14 protein-coding genes and 1 pseudogene are annotated in these 20,372 nt (G+C 40.0%); 6 read left to right on the forward strand and 9 right to left on the reverse strand.

Translation table 11 applies throughout. From position 1 onward, the window contains the following. Positions 1-26: 26 nt before the first annotated feature. Both BM739_RS01250 and BM739_RS01255 read right to left on the reverse strand, forming a co-directional pair. Positions 27-1,886 carry an SLC13 family permease gene (locus tag BM739_RS01250; RefSeq protein WP_076536465.1) on the reverse strand — a complete coding sequence of 620 codons (1,860 nt, stop codon included), beginning with the start codon at positions 1,884-1,886 and terminating at the stop codon, positions 27-29. 61 nt (positions 1,887-1,947) lie between these two features. Beyond that, complete coding sequence (locus BM739_RS01255) at positions 1,948-2,130, reverse strand: hypothetical protein (RefSeq protein WP_076536467.1); 183 nt, start codon at positions 2,128-2,130, stop codon at positions 1,948-1,950. A 252-nt stretch (positions 2,131-2,382) separates the two neighbouring features. Between BM739_RS01255 and BM739_RS01260 the strand changes: the two genes are divergently transcribed. The 3 genes and pseudogenes from BM739_RS01260 (at position 2,383) to BM739_RS01270 (ending at position 5,163) form a co-directional block, all read left to right on the forward strand. Further along, positions 2,383-2,799 (forward strand): kelch repeat-containing protein, encoded by a 417-nt coding sequence (locus tag BM739_RS01260; RefSeq protein WP_076536469.1) that lies wholly within the window; start codon positions 2,383-2,385, stop codon positions 2,797-2,799. A 152-nt stretch (positions 2,800-2,951) separates the two neighbouring features. Next, on the forward strand, positions 2,952-3,125 hold the full coding sequence (locus BM739_RS20075) for a kelch repeat-containing protein (RefSeq protein WP_076536471.1): 174 nt from the start codon (positions 2,952-2,954) through the stop codon (positions 3,123-3,125). Positions 3,126-4,053: 928 nt separating this feature from the next. Continuing rightward, positions 4,054-5,163, forward strand: a pseudogene (locus BM739_RS01270) (acyltransferase family protein). A 157-nt stretch (positions 5,164-5,320) separates the two neighbouring features. Here BM739_RS01270 and BM739_RS01275 read toward each other — a convergent pair. Then, positions 5,321-6,916 carry a BCCT family transporter gene (locus BM739_RS01275; RefSeq protein ID WP_076536473.1) on the reverse strand — a complete coding sequence of 532 codons (1,596 nt, stop codon included), beginning with the start codon at positions 6,914-6,916 and terminating at the stop codon, positions 5,321-5,323. A gap of 389 nt (positions 6,917-7,305) precedes the next feature. On the opposite strand from BM739_RS01275, the gene BM739_RS01280 reads away from it, so the two are divergent. Further along, positions 7,306-8,853 (forward strand): AbgT family transporter, encoded by a 1,548-nt coding sequence (locus BM739_RS01280; protein WP_175609479.1) that lies wholly within the window; start codon positions 7,306-7,308, stop codon positions 8,851-8,853. 86 nt (positions 8,854-8,939) lie between these two features. Here BM739_RS01280 and BM739_RS01285 read toward each other — a convergent pair whose 3' ends face one another. Then, complete coding sequence (locus tag BM739_RS01285; RefSeq protein WP_076536477.1) at positions 8,940-10,346, reverse strand: MATE family efflux transporter; 1,407 nt, start codon at positions 10,344-10,346, stop codon at positions 8,940-8,942. Positions 10,347-10,461: 115 nt separating this feature from the next. On the opposite strand from BM739_RS01285, the gene BM739_RS01290 reads away from it, so the two are divergent. Further along, a complete protein-coding gene (locus tag BM739_RS01290; RefSeq protein WP_076536479.1) occupies positions 10,462-11,352 on the forward strand; it encodes a LysR family transcriptional regulator in 891 nt (296 codons plus the stop codon). Positions 11,353-11,419: 67 nt separating this feature from the next. Here BM739_RS01290 and yfaE read toward each other — a convergent pair whose 3' ends face one another. From yfaE to ubiG, 5 genes are all read right to left on the reverse strand, one after another. After that, positions 11,420-11,758: a class I ribonucleotide reductase maintenance protein YfaE gene (gene yfaE, locus BM739_RS01295; protein WP_083698030.1), complete on the reverse strand. Its 339-nt coding sequence runs from the start codon at positions 11,756-11,758 to the stop codon at positions 11,420-11,422. Next, positions 11,748-12,878: a class Ia ribonucleoside-diphosphate reductase subunit beta gene (gene nrdB, locus BM739_RS01300; protein ID WP_076536483.1), complete on the reverse strand. Its 1,131-nt coding sequence runs from the start codon at positions 12,876-12,878 to the stop codon at positions 11,748-11,750. Before nrdB ends, yfaE begins: the two co-directional genes overlap by 11 nt. 55 nt (positions 12,879-12,933) lie before the next feature. Then, positions 12,934-15,222, reverse strand: a complete 2,289-nt coding sequence (gene nrdA / locus BM739_RS01305; RefSeq protein WP_076536485.1) for a class 1a ribonucleoside-diphosphate reductase subunit alpha — start codon at positions 15,220-15,222, stop codon at positions 12,934-12,936. 463 nt (positions 15,223-15,685) lie between these two features. Beyond that, positions 15,686-16,354 carry an HAD family hydrolase gene (locus BM739_RS01310; protein WP_076536487.1) on the reverse strand — a complete coding sequence of 223 codons (669 nt, stop codon included), beginning with the start codon at positions 16,352-16,354 and terminating at the stop codon, positions 15,686-15,688. 150 nt (positions 16,355-16,504) lie between these two features. Continuing rightward, positions 16,505-17,230: a bifunctional 2-polyprenyl-6-hydroxyphenol methylase/3-demethylubiquinol 3-O-methyltransferase UbiG gene (gene ubiG, locus BM739_RS01315; RefSeq protein ID WP_076536488.1), complete on the reverse strand. Its 726-nt coding sequence runs from the start codon at positions 17,228-17,230 to the stop codon at positions 16,505-16,507. Positions 17,231-17,586: 356 nt separating this feature from the next. Between ubiG and gyrA the strand changes: the two genes are divergently transcribed. After that, positions 17,587-20,289, forward strand: a complete 2,703-nt coding sequence (gene gyrA, locus BM739_RS01320) for a DNA gyrase subunit A (protein ID WP_076536490.1) — start codon at positions 17,587-17,589, stop codon at positions 20,287-20,289. Positions 20,290-20,372 lie beyond the last annotated feature (83 nt).

The raw sequence follows: 20,372 nt of genomic DNA on the forward strand, positions 1-20,372 counted from the left end.
GCTTTGAAAGGCTCTAGGCTTGATGATTAAAATGGCCACACCCAAAGCAACATCGGTACACTCACAGACACCACAATAAGTTCAAGTAACAAACCCAGTCGCCAATAATCCCCAAAGCGAAACCCACCGGGGCCGAGGATCAGGGTATTGTTTTGATGACCTATGGGCGTTAAAAACGCACATGATGCCCCAATCGCTATGGCCATTAAGAATGTATCAGGGTTAACCCCAAGTTGGGCAGCGGTACTGATCCCAATAGGGCACATGACTGCTGCGGTGGCGACATTATTCATAAGATCAGATAAAAACATGGTCACAATTAACACCAATACTAATGCGCCAATGGCATGGCTCTGAGCAATATTATCCAGTAAAAACTGGGCAATTAAATCTGCGGTGCCAGTGGTGTACATAGCATTAGCAACGGGCAGTAAAGCCGCAAGTAGCACAATTACAGGCCAGTCAATTGAAGTATAAATAGATCGGATTGGTACTAAGCCGAATAAAGTAAAGGCAAGGGCGCCTGCTACAAAAGCTATCGCCGCTGGCAGTATTCCGAACGCTACAGTAACAAGGGTGATTATCATGATCAGTGACGCGGTGAGTGCTTGTCCTTTCTTGGGAACACGAATATCACGCGCCGCCAAGGGTAAGCAGCCGTACTGAGATGCAAAACCTGATACAGATTCAGGATCACCTTGAAGTAATAATACGTCACCGGCTTTTATCGGGGTAGATCGTAAACGTTTTACTGAGCGGTGGCCTTGGCGAGAGATAGCAAGTAAATTGATACCATAGCGGTTACGTAATTCAATATCCGATACCGAGCGATTCACTATCGCGGTGCCAGGCATTACGACTAGCTCCTGCATGATAATTTCTCCAGGCTTACTTGAGTCATTATCATCATCCTCCGCAGATTCTGGTGTTGTGTCGTCAGCTTTTTTTTGCAGTTTAGTTTCAACCACTGCTTCAGTTTGCGCTTCTTCTGTAATAGAGCTTTCTGGTTCAAGTTCTAGACCTAGGCTAGAAAGTGCTTTAGGGATAGATTCTGGCTCGACTTCTATGATCAGGATATCACCAGTTTGTAACACTCTATTTGGATTTGGGGCCGTGAGGTGTACCTCGCGACGGATCATGCTAATAATTTGAGCATCAGCCTCATCAAGCAATTTATCTACTTCTCGCAGGCTCATGTTTTCAGCAATACTGCCAGCCACAATATTAACTTCACAGAAGTAATTACCGGTATCAAAACTGCCAGATGAAGATTGTTTGCGACTGGGAACGATACGCCAGCCAAATAAACCGACAAACACGTTCCCAGCCAGAGCAATACAAACACCTACTGGCGAAAAGTCAAACATGGTAAAACTACCTAAGCCGCTGGATTCACGAAATCCAGAGACGACGATATTTGTTGGCGTACCAATTAAAGTTGTCATCCCGCCTAAAATTGAACCAAATGCCAGTGGTATTAACACTTTCCCTGCTGGTAAGTCATATTTAGCTGCCATTTGAATCGCAATAGGCATTAGTAATGCTAGGGCGCCTACATTATTCATAAACCCTGATAGTAAGGCTGCCAAACTGATCAGCGCCAGTATGCTCAAGGTTGGCCCCGCTGACGCGGGTAATAAGTATTTTGCCAATATATCGACGGCGCCAGAGCGTTGCAGGCCATAGCCTAATACCAGCACACCGGCCACAGTGATGACAGCTGGGTGACTGAAACTTGTAAAAGCTTCACTGCTTGGGACAAGACCTGTGAATACACAAACAAGCAAGGCTGACATAGCGACTAAGTCATGACGCCAGCGGCCCCATAAAAAAAGCGCCATAGTAACGAATAGGATTATGACAATGATAATTTGATTTGGTGACATGGTATTTGGTCTTTAGAGGATGGTTGTTGGAATGATTATGTTGACCTATCGGCTATTGAAGTCACACCACCTCGTCAATAGATTTAAATTGCGCTAAACGTGGGTCTCGCTGTTTTCTGCGGTCATAACGAACCATAGCCGATTTGTTTTTGCGGCGCTCAACATAAGATCGTTGCTCAACTATGTAATGACCATTAACTAAAACAGTATCGGCAACCTTGGGTATGCTTTTTCTCACAGTCATGTACAACCTACAGATTTATATTCAGATTATCTAAAGCATAGGTGACACATTGTAGTTCTGCTAAGTAAGTCGCTAGTTATTTTGATATTTTAAGCAAGTTAACCAATGAATTGATTATGTAGATAACCATTGGCCAGTTGATTATTTGATATGGTGCTCAAACAAAATTGGACCGATGTACATAACGACAGACAAACTCTATTTATAGAATCATCAAAAAGATCAACCAAACATTATCTTAGGTGGCAATGTTTGGCTGGCAGAGGCTTAAAAGCGGTTGATGAATTTGACCTCAATGTATTAACTTGGCGGCCTCTTAAAGCATCGCCAATAGAACTGCACCACTTTCAGCCAACGGTTTGGCAAAACAAAATTGTCATTGCAGGTACGTTAACTGGCGATTATCCCCCAGAACAACCAGTTGAACATATTTATTATTTTTACCCAAATGAAAATAAATGGGAACAAGGTCCTGCTATTCCACCAGCAAGGTTAAGAGACAGCGCCGTTGCCATTGTTAAAAACGACGACCTTTATTTAATTGGCGGAATTACCAATGGTCATTTAGATGGCAATGTTAACTGGGTCGATCGTTATGACTTTATTACTGATAGCTGGACTGTGCTTAATGATGCTCCGCATGCTGTGCTCATGCTCAGGCTGCGCTAATAAATAATCATATTGATGTTGCAGGCGGTCGCAGAACATTTGGTAAACGTAATCAAGTTTTTGAGTTAGTTGAAGGCAAACTTGATGTATTTAATATTGAAACTAATCAATGGCACATTGCAGTAAACCCATTACCCATCCCAAGAGCGGGGATGGCAATATTCGCAGCTCATAATAAATTAATTGTTGTTGGGGGAGAAAGTGCCGCTCCCAATACAGCCCATGAAGAAGTTCACTTATTTGATAGCCAATCCCAACAATGGCTTAAAAAGCCGTCTTTAATTCAAGGAAGACACGGCAGCGGGATCATTGCAGCAAATGGCTAGCTATGGATTGCTTCTGGCTCGGGTATGCAGGGAGGGGCGCCTGAATTAAATACAGTCGAGCGTATTAAACTCGAGATTATCTTTAGTGACGACAAATAGTTAAATGATGACAAATAGCCCAATGACGACAAATAGTTAAATGAAGGCAGTAGATAGGCTTAAATCACCAATTTAATCAAGATGATGATCGAGCTGCAGTATCTAGCGCCTTGGGACATACACGGAATATTTAATATAGGTGATGTATTAATGAAGTTTTTTATTACTCGAGCAAGTAGTAAAGGGGTGTTTATTGAACAGCCATCAAGGTAGAAACAATGATCATTTAGCCTTGTTAGCAAGATTAAGCCTTAACTCTTAATCCTCAATCCTCAATCCTCAATTAAAACAGTATCGGCGACATTGGTTATGCTTGTTTCAAAGGTGTAGCCAACCAATAGATTGATACGCTAATAATTTAAACATTAGCTGGCATATTATTGCACTGTAAAGTGGATGATTATTTGTCGCTTTAATATGTTCTGTAACGCTATAGCTTGTTACTTGTTACTTGTTACTTGTTACTTGTTACTTGTTACTTGTTACTTGTTACTTGTCAGGATTGAGGATTGAGGATTGAGGATTGAGGGTTCAGGGCTAGAGATATTCACGCTACTATAGGTGGGTCAGTCAAAATACTGAAACCTAAGGGATGTATAGATGAATATCTAACCTTATGTTAGTTTGAACTATTAGCTGTTTATTTAACACGATTTAGCCAGAAGAGAGACTTAACTGTGAGAGCTATTTTTCGAATAAACCTTTAAAGCAAGGAATGTAACTCACGGACAGAGTAGCGTAATTCCCGCTCCGTTGTGACAGAACCATCATTTTCATTGTGCTGATTTAGCGCTGATGAAATTAAAAGTTATGCATACGAGGGGGACATTTGAAGTCATCATCAGGTAAGTATTTCTTAGGGCTTGACCATATAAGGGCTGTCGCTGCATTCTTAGTATTCACATGGCATTTTATCCATGTCAATAATGGTCATGAAGCCGCACCGCCGATATTTCCTTTGTCTATATTAACAGAAGGTCATACTGGAGTTGCTCTGTTTATGGCGCTAAGTGGTTATCTGTTTGCAAAGTTACTTGACGGTAAAAATATAATTTATACCTCATTTATATGGAATCGCTTTTTACGTTTAGCCCCGTAATTGTTCGTTGTCATTATCATTGCCGGTGTTAAGCGCTACTTTGCCGGTGAGGATTTATTTTATTACCTCAATAAAATTGTTTCCGGTATTATCAAACCATCATTACCCAATGGGGGCTGGTCGATAACGGCAGAGTTTCATTTTTATCTTATTCTTCCTGCTTTATTGTTTTTTTCAAGTAAGTGGCAATACTCGCTAATATTTGTGCTGTTGGCCGCAGTTGTCATACGTGTACTGCTTCATCAAGATATAGGTGAAATCCAAACTTTGTCCTATTGGACGATTATAGGTCGTATCGATCAGTTCTTATTGGGGATCCTTGTATATCAATTTAGACATAAGATTGCAGGTAAGCATTTATTAATCTTTAGCTGTTTGGGGTTATTTCTGGTTTTTTATCACTATTTTGACTCATTGGGTGGATTTTATATGTACCCATCATATCCATCACCCAGTTTATTGTGGGCATACCTGCCAGCCATTGAAGGCTTAGCCTATGCAATGCTTATTGCCTGGTATGATAATTCGTTTAAGCATTCGACAGGAAAAGTCTCACTGTTTGTTGCCAAAATTGGCACTTACTCCTATTCAATATATTTATTGCACTTTTTTGTGGTTTTTAGCATGGCAAATGTCATTAGTCTTAATATTATTGATTTATCGAATATCTACTACGCCTTACTGTTTTCGGCTTTATGCTTTTTGATGATGGTACCAGCTGGTTATATGAGTTACAGATTTATAGAAAAACCTTTCTTGCGGTTTCGTACTAGTTATATCGTTAAAGATGAACACACCTTACCCATAGCAGAAGGTCTAGAAAGTAAAAGCATTCAATAACTAATGACCAGGTATCCTTATAGGATATTAGGAATTGATCCTCAAATTGATATCGCAACTTGAACCAATAAAAAATCAGCACCCATATTGCATCAGGTGCTGATTTTTTTGTGACATTAATTGACGATAAAACAAGCCATTATGGTTTAATGAGTCGCTACTTAGCGTAATCCGCCGCCTTGAATTTTAATTCGGATTTTAAGCCCATAATTAAGCTTATACACATGGTTAATAATATCACTGTGAAGGGTAAACCTGTTGAAATCGCCCCTGCTTGAAGCGCTTCAATTGCCTCTGTGCCACCGACCCATAATAATACTGCAGCAATAGCACCTTCAGTTGTTGCCCAAAAGATACGCTGTGGCACTGGCGCGTCAATTTTGCCGCCAGAAGTAATACTATCTATCACCAATGAAGCAGAATCAGAAGAGGTGATAAAGAAAACCATAATCAATAAAATTGACAGGACTGAAAGAATTGAACTTAATGGCAACACATCATAGGCTTGAAATAGCGCCAAGCTTATATCTGTAAGCCCATTTGCTCCTAATTGGCCTACTTTATTCGCGATTTGCTCAATTGCATTGCCGCCAAATGTTGCCATCCAAAAAATAGTAATAATAGTCGGGATCAGCAACACCCCAAGCAAAAACTCTTTAACTGTTCTGCCGCGGGAAATACGAGCGATAAACATACCTACACATGGTGACCAAGAGATCCACCAAGCCCAATAAAATACCGTCCAACCGTGCATCCAAGCTTCATCTTCACGACCATGTGGGTTACTTAATGGAATGATATTTTCTATATAGCCCATGATAGTAATAGGTAAATATGTCAGAGTAATAGAAAATGTGACTAGGATGAGAAACAGCAACAAAATAAACGCTGCTAATAGGTTGATATTACTGAGTACTTTAACACCACCATGCATACCACGAATAACAGAAATAATAGCAAGTGATGTCACAAATGCGACAATGAATAGCTGGGTAGAGAGCCCATTTTCAATACCAAATACATGGCTGATCCCACTTGCTGCCTGTTGTGCTCCTAAGCCCAGTGAGGTCGCTAAACCAAACAAAGTGGCAAGCACGGCGAGTATATCGATAACATGTCCAAACCAGCCCCATGTTCTGTCACCTAAAATGGGGTAAAAGGCTGAACGCATAGATAGCGGAAGCCCTTTATTAAAGGTAAAAAACGCCATAGAAAGTGCAACGACAGCATAGATGGCCCAAGGATGTAGGCCCCAATGAAACATGGTAGCGCCCAATGAAGCTTTAATGGCTGCATCAGTGTATGGCTCAACGCCGCCAGGTGTTTCAAACCAACCTGTATAATGAGCTGCAGGTTCAGCTAAACCCCAAAACATCAAGCCAATGCCCATACCCGCAGCAAATAACATCGACATCCAAGAAACTAAGGAGTATTCAGGTACGGCATCATGACCGCCAAGGCGAATTTTTCTAAAGGGGGAAATAATTAAGACAACACAGAATATTAAGAAAAAATTTGCTGACCACATAAAAATCACATCGAAGTGATTAATGATCTTCCATTTGATTCCATCGAGAGCGGTTTTGGCAGTACTGGGTTCTACGGATAGCAAAGCGATTAAAAAAAGCCCAATTAAACCTGCACTGATACCAAAAACTGGATTGTGGACATCAAAGCCCCACTTTTGAATATTATCTTGTCCAACTTCGTAGTCAGTATTATTAATGCTGTATTTGTCTTTCGATTGACTCATTTTCCCTCAATTATTTATTTTATTAAATTATTTACCTCAGAGGTTAGCAGAATTTCATGATAATGAATGCAATATTCGTTGTTTTTATTGTTGTAAGTTACTGATGTTAATATATTGTTTTTGACTGTTTCTTAAGCCATTCAGTTTGAACTCGTACATTGAAATTTAAGATTAAGGTTAATCTAGGGTATTGATTATTAGTTGGATAAATTTCGGGCTGAATTACAGCTAGTTTTTCATTATTTTAAGTTTGCTTAAAGGTTCGTTTAATAAACTAAAAATAGAAAAAATTAAAATACAGATGTTTTATATCCACTAGCCATAAATGTAGATGGCATTTATGCTGTGAAAGTGGATATGGACTCAATGAAGGTAGGGATAGAATGACAATGACAAGTGAATCTACAGAAAAAGCACCTGGCTTTTTAAGTAGAGCTTTAGATGGTATTGAGAGAGTAGGTAATAAGTTACCTGATCCTGCGATGCTGTTCTTAATTTTAATGTTCGCAGTATGGGCTATCTCAGCTTTATTGTCGGGTGTGAATTTTGAAGCAATTGATCCTAGAACAGATAGTCCAATTGTGGTGAATAATTTATTGAGTGCAGAAGCGTTAACTCACTTTCTCACCTCAATGGTGACCACCTTTACAGCATTTGCACCATTAGGTGTGGTACTTGTGGCCATGTTAGGTGTGGGTGTTGCTGAGCAATCAGGCTTTATTAATACAGCACTTAAACAAATGCTTAAAATAACCCCCGCGAAGTTTTTGACACCAGCGGTTGTGCTAGTGGGGATTATTTCTCATACCGCAACTGATGCGGGCTATGTGGTGGTTATCCCACTTGCTGGGGTGATATTTTTTACTGTGGGACGTCATCCCTTAGCTGGTATTGCCGCTGCGTTTGCAGGGGTATCAGGTGGTTTTTGTGCCAACTTTATTCCTTCAGGAATTGACCCTCTATTACAAAGCTTTACTCAGTCGGCGGCGCAAATTGTCGATCCTGATATTCAAGTCAACCCACTGAATAATTGGTTCTTTGCGGCTTCATCATGTATCCCAATTACCTTAACAATTTGGTATTTAACCGATAAAATTCTTGAGCCAAGACTTAATCGTAGCCATAAAGTAAAGCGTGAAGAAGTTGATTTACCAGCAATGGAAGAGGTTACTTCTAAAGAAATAAATGCATTTAGAGTGGCATCGGCGGTTATGTTGGCTGCAATAGTGGGCTTTTTCTCATTAACGATCCCTGAAACATCAACCTTGCGCGATGCCAGTGGTTCGTTAACCAGCTTTAGTGCGCCATTAATGCAATCAATTGTGCCGTTAATCTTTATCTTTTTTGTATTGCCTGGTTTGGTTTATGGCTTTATGACTGGCACCTTTAAAAGTTCAGCCGATGTGGTGCAGGCGATGTCTAAATCCATGAGCGGCATGGCACACTATATTGTAATGGCGTTTTTCTGTGCCCAGTTTGTCGCTGCATTTTCAGCGTCAAACCTTGGTGCTTTAATTGCGGTAGAAGGCGCTGGTGGCTTAAAAGCCATGAACTTGCCTGCGGAAGTTACCGTAATTGGCATGGTAATTTTAGTGGGTTTTGTTAACCTATTTGTGGGTTCATCATCAGCTAAATGGGCGCTGATTGGACCGGTACTGGTGCCTATGTTGATGCAACTCAATATTAGCCCAGACTTATCCCAAGCCGCTTACCGAGTGGGCGATTCAAGTTCTAATATCATTACCCCATTGATGCCATACTTCCCGTTGGTGGTAGTTTACTGTCAACGCTATGTGAAAGGCATAGGCATTGGGACGTTAATTTCAATGATGCTGCCATTTAGCTTGGCATTGTTGTCTATTTGGAGCGCTTGGTTATTGATCTATTGGTCAATTGGATTGCCATTAGGCCTTGGTGCAAGTTACACCTACGGGTAACAGCTTAATGATTTAGGTCATCAACCTACAATCGAATAAACTAAAAAGGACTGCATATGCAGTCCTTTTGTATATCTGTATAGCGCTTACCCGTGCACACTTGTTGTAAGGGGACTTGGCTGTATTACCGCGACAGGCTGGTGTTCTTCGTCGATATTTTTAATGCGTTTTAGTTCATTAAATACCATAGGCATCAGTAAAAGACATAAGCTTATATTGGACAGTGGCACAGCCAGCCAAATACCATTGACCCCAAGTATTAACGGCAATAGCAGCAAAAATGGCAGTTGGATCAGCATATTACTTATGGAAATAGTTAAGGATTTACGGCCTTGATTGACAGCCATAAAATATACTGTGGCCACAAAGATAATGCCGTCCAAGACTAAAGCAAACAGATGTAATCGAATTCCGATTAAGGCTTCAGCCATTAAAGCGCCATCGCCATGACTGAACAGCTGCAGTACATTGCTAGGAAACAGGTTTAATACGACAACCAATAACAGCGCGAAAATACAAACAACTTTTGTCGCCAAAATCACAGTTGTTTTAATATTGGCTATCTGTTTTTTGCCGTAATAATAACTTACCGGTGGCTGCATCCCGCCAGCGATCCCTTCTGCTATGAGATAAAACATTGTGGCGATATAGCCGATAATTGCGAAGGCAGCGACATGCACAGCCGAGCCGTAAACCATAAATGAGTAGTTATGTAAGGCAATAATAAAACTAAAATACATGAACATAAATAAACTGGATAAGCCCAATGCCATTATGGAACCCATGGTATTAAGGTTAATGACATCCAAAGAAAATTGTAATTTAGTATTTGATTTTCTCGACATAAAATAACAGCCGCCCAATATCAGGACTAAGGCTTGAGAAATCATGGTGGCCATCGCTGCACCATGCAAGCCCATTGGGTAAAGGACTATCAGCAGGTAATCCAATATGATATTTACACAGGCACCCAGCACCATAAGTAGTGTCGCGATAGCCGGGTTTTCATCATTACGAATTAACAATGGTATTGCAGTCGCCGCGGTTGTAAAAAATGCGCCATAAACAAAAACGTCTATATAGGCCATTGCCATAGATAAGTTCTCACCTTCAGCTTTTTGCAGTAACAATAAGTCTTTAGCAAAAAATTGAATGAACAGCGCAGCCATTATGCTAAACCCAATGAGCAGGGCGATGGCATTATTTAAAATGCGTTTTGATTTTATAGGGTCATTCTCGCCACGGCTGATCGACAATAAGCTGCCTGCACCCATGCCTATCATCATGCCAACACCAATAATACCGCTAATAATTGGCCAGGCGAGGTTGATCCCAGCAAGCCCCTCGAAACCAATGTAATGGCCAACAAAGATACCGTCGATGATTTGATATAAGCCACTGACTAGCATTGCGCTAATCGATGGAATGGCATATTTCCAATAATGTTGTTTCACATTATTAGGGTTAACTTTTTGAGATACGATTAACGACATTTTTTTAAGGCTCGTTGAGAATGAAGCATCATTATCGCACCATATAAGATAGACTAAAGTTAGTTACCATCCGAAAATCGGATAGGTTGTTAATGATTCAATTAAGAGAATGGATATGAATTGGTCGATAGAACAATTACAAGCGTTTGTTACAGCGGTGAATTTAGGATCATTTTCGGCTGCAGCGCGTTGTTTAGGCAAAGCCCAGTCAAGGATAAGCAGTGCTATAGCTAACTTAGAAATTGATTTAGGTTTTAAATTATTTGATAGATCTGGGCGTTTACCTGTGCTGACAGAGCAGGGCGAACAAATGTATATTGAAGCCAATGCCGTTATCGCACAATGTGAACGTTTAAACGCGAGAGCAATGTCGGTAATGACTGATGATGAATTGTCGCTAACAATCGCCATTGACGAAGCTGTACCTATTTCTACTTTCGAAGATTTCTTTGATAAAACCGCTCACCAATTTCCATTATTAAAACTGACTATCTTAAATGGAACCCGAGACGATATTGCCCAGTGGGTAGAGATGGGAAAGGCTGATTTAGGTATTTTGTTCTTGGGTGAACAACTTAGCGACAGTTTAGAGTTCTTTACCATTGATAGTTTTCATCAATCTCTAATCGTTGCACCGCATCATCCGTTAGCGTCAATACCAGTGCCAAATATTTCACAATTAAACATGTATAAACAATTTGTTATTTGTGATTTAGAAACCACAGGTAAACCTATATCAGCTAATTGTTGGCACGTGGACAGTTATTATTATATTACTTCTCTCGTTGCCCGTGGTTTAGGTTGGGCCTTAGTACCAGAGCATATTGCCCATTCAGATTGGTATACGGGTGAGATCATTGAGTTAAGCTGTTATCACATATCGGATTCACTCACCATTGAGATGGGATTAGTGAAACGACGGGATAAAGGTGCAGGACACATAATGAACTGGATGTTTGGAGAGGTGGAAAAAATGTTTATCGAAGCTAAAAAAGAGACAATATAATTCAATTATTATGATGGTAAAAGATGCTATTACTAATAAGGTCATGAGTTAGCGTTGATTAGCGATGTTACTCAGTCACTAATAGATGTCTACGCTGTTGAACGTAAATATTACTGGGTTCATCTGTAGTGAGATCTAAGTCGATATTGCTATCGGGTACGCAGCAACATGGCAGGCATTCATCAGCTTCTAACTCAACAAGTGGCTCAGTGATATAGCTCACCTTACCACTAATGATTTTGGTTTTACAGGCACCACAAAAGCCACGTCGACATTCAGAGAAGACGTTGACTTTTTTTATTTCTAATACTTCTAAAAGCGTGTGTTGCTGCTGATTAAACAGCAACACCGGTTCCCCATTTAAGCTAACAATGGGGGCTTTTTTAAACTGTCTATTATAGGTCAAAATCTAAAAACTCATCGCTATCAACGGCTGAATCAATTTGTCCTACTAAGTAAGAAGAGACTTCTACTTCTTGTGGGGCAACTTGTACCGCATCACTTTCAAGCCAGTTTTTCATCCATGGCAGTGGATTAGTTTGCTCAGCATAAGGCTGTTTTAAATTTACAGCTTTCATGCGCTGATTAGTAATATATTCAACGTACTGACATAAAATCTGTTCATTTAAGCCAATCATTGAACCGTCTTTAAATAAGTACTGTGCCCACTGCTTTTCTTGTTCTGCAGCTTTATAAAAGATGTCATAGGCTTCTTGCTCACATTCAGCCGCAATTTCACCCATTTCAGGATCGTCTTTCCCACCTTGCATAATATTTAAAATATGCTGAGTACTGTTGAGGTGTAATGCTTCATCACGGGCAATCAAACGAATAATTTTTGCATTACCTTCCATCAAGTTACGTTCAGCAAAAGCAAATGAACATGCAAAGCTAACGTAAAAACGAATTGCTTCTAATGCGTTGACTGACATCATGCACAAATACAATGATTTTTTAAGAATACGGCTATTAACGGTTATTTCTTTACCGTTAATGAGGTGCGTGCCTTGACCGTGCAGGTTCATCACTTGGGTTAATTCAATCAAGTCATCATAATATTGAGCGATATCACCGGCCCGTTTTAAGATTTCTTGGTTGACGACGATGTCATCAAAAACCACTGACGGATCATTAACAATATTACGAATAATATGGGTATATGAGCGCGAGTGAATAGTTTCAGAGAAAGACCAAGTTTCAATCCAAGTTTCAAGCTCAGGTAACGACACTAATGGCAATAACGCGACGTTAGGTGAACGGCCTTGAATTGAATCAAGCAAGGTTTGGTATTTCAGGTTTGAGATAAAAATATGTTTTTCATGCTCAGGTAAACTTTGATAATCGATTTTATCTTTACTTACATCTACTTCTTCTGGACGCCAGAAAAAGGATAATTGTTTTTCAATTAACTTTTCGAACACTTCATATTTTTGTTGATCGTAACGTGCAACGTTAACGGGTTGTCCCATGAACATAGGTTCATTCATTGGGTTGTTCGGAGTTTGACAGAAAGTAGAGTAAGCCATTTTTATATCCCAAAAAAGCGGGGAATACTCCCCGCGTTGATATGCTAATTAGTGATTAAATCTTACAAGCGCCGCTTGCACAACCATCGTCTTCTTTTTCAACGACAGTAATGTCATCAAACTGATCCGATGCGCCATCACGGGTGTTGTGATAATAAAGGGTTTTAACCCCTAGCTTATAAGCGGTGAGCAAATCTTTCAGTAAGGTTTGCATAGGCACTTTTTGATTATCAAATCGTGTCGGGTCGTAATTGGTATTTGATGAGATTGCTTGGTCCACAAACTTCTGCATCAAACCGACTAACTGTAAGTAACCATCATTATTTGGCATATTCCAAAGCAATTCATACTTGTCTTTAAGTTCATCAAAGTCAGGTACCACTTGCTTTAATTGACCATCTTTACTGGCTTTAACGCTGATCAGGCCACGTGGTGGTTCAATACCATTGGTTGCATTAGAGATCTGTGATGACGTTTCAGACGGCATTAATGCTGACAGCGTTGAGTTACGTAGGCCGTGTTGTTTAATATTGGCACGTAAACCTTCCCAATCCATGTGTAGTGGCTCGTCACAGATTTTATCTAAATCACGCTTATAAGTATCAATAGGTAAAATACCTTGAGCGTAGGTTGTTTCATTGAACAAAGGACATGCGCCTTGCTCTTTTGCTAAATTATTTGATGCTTTCAATAAGTAAAATTGAATCGCTTCAAAGGTTTTATGGGTCAAGTTATTACCTGAGCCATCAGAATATTTCATGCCATTCTTAGCAAGATAATTTGCAAAATTTATCACGCCTATACCCAGAGTACGACGATTCATAGAACCAAGCTGCGCAGAAATGATTGGGTAATCTTGATAATCAAGCAAGTTATCTAATGCCCGTACTGCTAAGTCTGCTAATGGCTCTAGCTCTGATAAATCTTTAATAGCACCAAGGTTTAATGCAGAAAGAGTACAAAGTGCAATTTCACCATTTGGATCATCAATGTTGTTTAGCGGCTTAGTTGGCAAGGCGATTTCTAAACAAAGGTTAGATTGCTTAATTGGCGCAACTTGCGGATCAAATGGACTGTGTGTATTACAGTGGTCAACATTTTGAATGTAGATTCGACCTGTTGATGCGCGCTCTTGCATCATCAATGAAAATAATTCAACTGCTTTAATCTCTTTACGACGTATGCTTAGGTCAGCTTCATACTGAAGGTATAGACGTTCAAATTCGTCTTGATCAGCGAAGAAAGCATCGTATAAACCAGGCACATCAGATGGGCTGAATAGGCTGATGTTTTGACCTTTGATTAAACGTTGGTACATCAATTTGTTTAGCTGTACACCGTAATCAAGATGGCGAACACGGTTATCTTCAACACCACGGTTATTTTTAAGTACCAGTAACGATTCAACTTCTAAATGCCATAACGGGTAAAATAGGGTAGCTGCACCACCACGTACGCCGCCTTGAGAGCACGATTTAACCGCCGTTTGAAAGTATTTGTAAAATGGTAAGCAACCGGTGTGAAATGCTTCACCACCGCGAATAGGGCTGCCTAAGGCACGGATACGACCGGCATTGATACCAATACCTGCACGTTGGCTAACGTATTTCACAATTGAAGACGCGGTCGCATTGATAGAATCAAGGCTGTCGTCACATTCAATTAATACACATGAGCTAAATTGGCGTGTTGGAGTACGTACGCCTGCCATGATTGGGGTTGGTAAAGAAATCTTAAATGTTGAAGCTGCGTCATAAAAACGTTTGATGTAATCTAAACGGGTGTCTTTTGGGTAACGCGCAAATAAACAAGCTGCCACTAAAATATACAGGAACTGAGCACTTTCATAAATTTCGTTAGTGACGCGGTTTTGAACTAGGTATTTGCCTTCTAGTTGTTTAACTGCAGCATAAGAGAAATTCATGTCACGCCAGTGATCAATATAACCATCTAAAATGGTTAATTCTTCTGACGTGTAATCTTCTAAAATATGCTTATCGTATTTGTCCAGTTCAACCAAGCGAGTGACTTGATCAACTAGCTTAGGTGGCTCAAATTGGCCAAAAGCTTTTTTACGTAAATGGAAAACAGCAAGTCTAGCAGCAAGGAATTGATAATCAGGCGCGTCTGGCGAGATTAAATCTGCTGCAGCTTTAATAATGGTTTCGTGGATTGCTTCAGTTGGAATACCGTCAAAGAATTGTAGATGAGAACGTAATTCAACTTCTGAGACTGAAACGTTTTTCAATCCTTTTGCTGCCCACTCGATAACGCGATGAATTTTGTCTAAATCGATTGTTTCGCGTTCGCCACTGCGTTTTGTGACTGTCATATTGCTGTTCATTAAAAAAGCCTTGATTGTAAAATAGTTTGTGTGATTTAAATTTTGGATCTTTTTTAATCGTCTCGTTTACGATCGCCATTAAATCACAATACGTTCCCTTGTAAGTTGATCATCCATAAGCACTAACAACGTCATATATCCAAAAAATACGAGTGTTATTTGAAGACACAAAGCAGAAAAAGCCTTGTGTCTTGTTCTGATGTCACACACAAGATATGGTGTTTAATTAAAACTTACATACAAGATAGTGAGGTTTGGGGGGATTTGCAAGCAGCAATTTAGTGAATAAGTTGTGGATATCTTCTGTATAGAGGCCAATGTTAGTGAAAGCTAACCTGCTAGGTCAAAATATATGATAACTAAATTGCAAAGGTTAATAATTAGCCGAAAAAAAACGTGAGCTCGATCGCTACAATATTCGGCGATCGATTGTTTTGTTAACAAAATTATTTGCTATTTATATTTAACATTTGTTAAGGAAAGCCTGATGTAAATCGTCAACCTTGCTGAACTGAAAATCACTCGGCCATTCATTGGGTTTGTCTTGCTCTGACAAATATCCCCATAATGCAATAGCACCTTTCATCCCAGCATTACGGGCAGCAATTAAATCCCTTTCAGCATCACCTATATACAGGATGTCCTTTGGCAGGCAATTAATTTGCTGGGCAGCAAGTAACATTGGCGCGGTATGGGGTTTGGAGTGCAGGGTGGAGTCACCACTGATAATCGCAGTGAGTTTGTGCTCGATGTTTAAGGCTTTAACCAATGGCCGAGTAAAACGGGCTTGTTTATTGGTAACGACGCCATAGGGGATTTCACGTTGCTCTAATAACAACAGAAAATCATCAAAACCGCTAAATAATGATGCTTTTTCACCATTGACCCGTTGGTAATGCACTAACAACGCTTGCTGAACTTCGATTTGTAACTCATGGGAATGCTCTGGTATACCGGCTTTTACAAGCGCTAAACTACCATGGGAGGCAGCGTAGAGTAAGTTATCAATACTTTTACTAGCGATACCGCGCTCTTGCAAACTTAAATTTAATGCATGAACCAGATCTGGGGCTGTATCAGCTAATGTGCCGTCTAAATCAAAGAGTACACCTTTAATCTTGTTCATAGTTATCCTAAGGGGGCTGAAGTTATTAGCTGTTACTTAATACGTTTATGAATTAAGTGAAGGATTAAAGCAGTAATGTCGCTGGTTAACTGCAGCATTACTACTTTAAAGTTGTTCTACTATTTATGGCTGGTTATTACAGGTGACGCTGTAGTACTAATCAGCCTTTTGGGTGGCTATCATATAATTAACGTCAACTTTATTGGTGTACTTATATACACCCGTTAAAGGATTAAAGCTTATTCCAAGTGCATCACGGCAATGAAGCTCTGTTTGGTCAACCAAATTGATTAACTCAGACGGTTTAATGAACTTACTGTGGTCATGGGTGCCAACTGGCAGCAACTTTAAAACATATTCAGCGCCAACGATTGCTTGAATATATGACATCAGGTTACGGTTAATGGTTGAAAAGAAAACATAACCGTTAGGTTTAACCATATCGCAGCATGCTTTAATCACTGATAATGGGTCAGGGACGTGCTCTAACATCTCCATGCAGGTGACCACATCATAATAGCCTTGATGTTGCTGTGCATGTTCTTCAGCGGTCATGGTTTGATATTGGATATCGATGCCAGTTTCTAATGCATGCAGTTTAGCCACTTCAATTTGCGCTTCACCCATGTCTAGACCTGTTACATTAGCGCCAATTTTTGCCATGCTTTCAGACAAAATACCACCACCACAACCGATATCTAATACTTGCTTACCAAAAATACCACCACTGGTTTGATCGATATAATTAAGACGCAATGGGTTCAGTTGATGCAAAGGTTTGAAACTGCCATTAGGATCCCACCAAGACTGGGCCATTTGGGCAAATTTTTCTATTTCTTGATGATCTACATTTTGCGGCGTGGTTTGTTCTTGGTTAGACATGTCGAGAACCCATTAATTATTAGTATATATTGCAGGTATTATAACCATTGGATTGAATAAACATAGTGAGATGAAGCAAGATTTTACTTTGGTTGATGGAATATCCAGCAATGTTTGCCCATAAAAACGACATCAGTTTTTTATGTGGCAATTTATCGAAATGAAATACGCAATTATTGTAATAGAGATAGTTGAATTTAAAGATTTTTTGACAGCTTTTATCCTCGCATTAATATTTCCTTGTTCTAGGGTCTAGCCTCTTTAAATATCTGTGTTAGAATGCCAAATCACGTTTTTGAGCTACACAATAAAATGGAATAATTATTGTGCGCTAATTTTAGGGGAACGAGCAGTTTATGACTGATCTGGCATCATCAATTTCGCCAATTAACATCGAAGACGAACTAAAGAATTCTTATTTAGATTATGCAATGAGTGTAATCGTAGGTCGTGCATTACCTGACGTTCGTGACGGGTTAAAACCTGTTCACCGTCGTGTGTTATTTGCCATGAACGAGTTGAAAAACGACTTCAATAAGCCTTATAAAAAATCAGCTCGTGTTGTTGGTGACGTAATTGGTAAATATCACCCACATGGTGACACGGCTGTGTACGATACGATTGTTCGTATGGCACAACCATTCTCAATGCGTTACACGCTCGTTGACGGCCAAGGTAACTTTGGTTCTGTTGATGGCGATTCAGCAGCGGCGATGCGTTATACCGAAATTCGTATGCGTAAGTTGGCACATTCTTTATTAGCTGATTTAGAAAAAGAAACCGTAGATTTTGTACCTAACTATGATGGTACTGAATTTATCCCAGCGGTTTTACCTACTCGTGTACCAACATTATTAATTAATGGTTCGTCTGGTATTGCGGTTGGTATGGCAACAAATATCCCGCCACATAACATTTCAGAAGTGATTAAAGGCTGTTTAGCATTAATTGAAGAACCTGAGTTATCTATTGAGCAATTAATGGATTACATTCCAGGACCTGATTTCCCGACAGCAGCCAGCATTAATGGTCGTAAAGGGATCATTGACGCGTATAAGACCGGTCGTGGCCGTGCGATTATGCGCTCAAAAGCTGAAATTGAAGACAATAATGGCCGTGAGCGTATTATTGTTACTGAAATCCCATATCAGGTTAACAAAGCACGCTTAATCGAAAAGATTGCTGAGCTTGTTAAAGATAAAAAGATTGAAGGTATTACAGGTTTACGTGACGAATCTGATAAAGACGGTATGCGTATCGTTATTGAGATCAAACGTGGCGAAGTCGGTGAAGTTGTATTAAACAACTTATATGCACAAACCCAAATGCAATGTTCTTTTGGTATTAACATGGTGGCTTTGACTAATGGTCAACCTAAACTGTTTAACCTGAAAGAAATGCTAGAGTGCTTCATTCTTCACCGTCGTGAAGTGGTAACGCGCCGTACTGTATTTGAATTACGTAAAGCCCGTGAACGTGCTCATATCCTTGAAGCATTGGCAATTGCATTAGCTAACATCGATCCAATCATTGCGCTAATTAAAGAATCGCCAACCCCAGCGGAAGCGAAAGTAAAATTAGTGGCACAAGGTTGGGATCTTGGTAATGTTCAAGGCATGCTTGAAAAAGCCGGTGATGATGCTGCTCGACCTGAATGGTTAGAGCCAGAGTATGGTATCCGTGAAGGAAAGTACTTCCTGACTGAGCAACAAGCACAAGCTATTCTTGAGCTACGTTTACATCGCCTAACAGGTTTAGAACACGAGAAAATTCTTTCAGAATACGAAGAGTTACTTGAGTTCATTGCAAGCTTATTATTCATTCTTCGTAGTCCTGAGCGCTTGATGGAAGTGATTAAAGAAGAATTAGAAGAAATGCTTGAGCAATATGGCGATCCACGTCGTACTGTTATTAACCAAAACGAAGTTGATATGAGTCTAGAAGACTTAATCAATGAAGAAGATGTAGTGGTAACACTCTCTCATATGGGTTACGCCAAGTACCAACCGTTAACTGACTATCAAGCTCAGCGCCGCGGTGGTAAAGGCAAAGCTGCAACTAAAGTAAAAGATGAAGATTTCGTCGAAAAACTATTAGTTGCCAATACCCATGATACGATTTTATGTTTCTCTGATTTTGGTAAAATGTATTGGTTGAAAGTTTATCAACTACCACTGGCAAGCCGTACCGCCCGTGGTCGTCCAATCATTAACTTATTACCATTGTCAGACGGTGAGCGTATTACTGCAATCCTACCTGTTCGTGAATATGCTGATGACAAATATATTGTTATGGCTACCGCTCACGGCACAGTGAAGAAAACTGCATTAACGGCTTACAGTAACCCACGTGCGAACGGTATTATTGCCGTTAACCTTAAAGACGACGATCAACTAATTGGTGTTGATATTACTGACGGTAGCAATGACATCATGTTGTTCTCTAACGAAGGTAAAGTGGTTCGCTTTAACGAAAAAGTACGTGATTCAGAAACCGGTGAAGTGAAGAAAGATCCTGAAACGGGTGAAGACATGATTGCGATTCGTCCAATGGGCCGTACAGCAACAGGTGTTCGTGGTATCAAACTTGAAGATGGTCAGAAAGTTGTTTCGATGATCATTCCGAAAGAAGAAGGTGATATTCTAACTGTAACTGAAAACGGTTATGGTAAACGTACAGATTTAGCTGAATATCCAGCTAAGAGCCGTGGTACTAAAGGTGTGGTTTCAATCAAAGTAAGTGAACGTAATGGTGCTGTAGTAGGCGCAGTTCAAGTTACTGAAACTGATGAAATTATGCTAATTAGTGATAAAGGCACCTTGGTTCGTACACCATCTGCTGGTGTGTCGTTGATTGGTCGTAACACCCAAGGCGTAACGATTATTCGTACCGCAGAAGACGAGAAAGTCGTTGGCCTGCAGCGTATCGAAGAAATTCAAATGGATGAATCTGAACTTGATGCTGAGGCAGAAGGCCAAGCGGTAGAAGGCGAAGTAGTGGCAAGTACTACTGATGCTGAAACACCTGCAACAGATACACCGGCACAAGATGACGAATAAGTTAGTCTAGTGACAAAAAAGGATGCCAATTGGCATCCTTTTTTATTGCCTATCATTTATAGATGAAAATGACAATTCAAGTT

The organism is Shewanella sp. UCD-KL21 (assembly GCF_001957135.1).
Taxonomy (GTDB): Bacteria; Pseudomonadota; Gammaproteobacteria; order Enterobacterales; family Shewanellaceae; genus Shewanella.

Bases quoted from the DNA above. Each gene is read 5' to 3' on its own strand.
- BM739_RS01250 (WP_076536465.1), bottom strand. From the start codon at position 1,886: ATGTCACCAAATCAAATTATCATTGTCATAATCCTATTCGTTACTATG.
- BM739_RS01255 (WP_076536467.1), bottom strand. From the start codon at position 2,130: ATGACTGTGAGAAAAAGCATACCCAAGGTTGCCGATACTGTTTTAGTT.
- BM739_RS20075 (WP_076536471.1), top strand. From the start codon at position 2,952: ATGGCAATATTCGCAGCTCATAATAAATTAATTGTTGTTGGGGGAGAA.
- BM739_RS01275 (WP_076536473.1), bottom strand. From the start codon at position 6,916: ATGAGTCAATCGAAAGACAAATACAGCATTAATAATACTGACTACGAA.
- BM739_RS01280 (WP_175609479.1), top strand. From the start codon at position 7,306: ATGACAAGTGAATCTACAGAAAAAGCACCTGGCTTTTTAAGTAGAGCT.
- BM739_RS01285 (WP_076536477.1), bottom strand. From the start codon at position 10,346: ATGTCGTTAATCGTATCTCAAAAAGTTAACCCTAATAATGTGAAACAA.
- BM739_RS01290 (WP_076536479.1), top strand. From the start codon at position 10,462: ATGAATTGGTCGATAGAACAATTACAAGCGTTTGTTACAGCGGTGAAT.
- nrdB (WP_076536483.1), bottom strand. From the start codon at position 12,878: ATGGCTTACTCTACTTTCTGTCAAACTCCGAACAACCCAATGAATGAA.
- nrdA (WP_076536485.1), bottom strand. From the start codon at position 15,222: ATGAACAGCAATATGACAGTCACAAAACGCAGTGGCGAACGCGAAACA.
- ubiG (WP_076536488.1), bottom strand. From the start codon at position 17,230: ATGTCTAACCAAGAACAAACCACGCCGCAAAATGTAGATCATCAAGAA.
- gyrA (WP_076536490.1), top strand. From the start codon at position 17,587: ATGACTGATCTGGCATCATCAATTTCGCCAATTAACATCGAAGACGAA.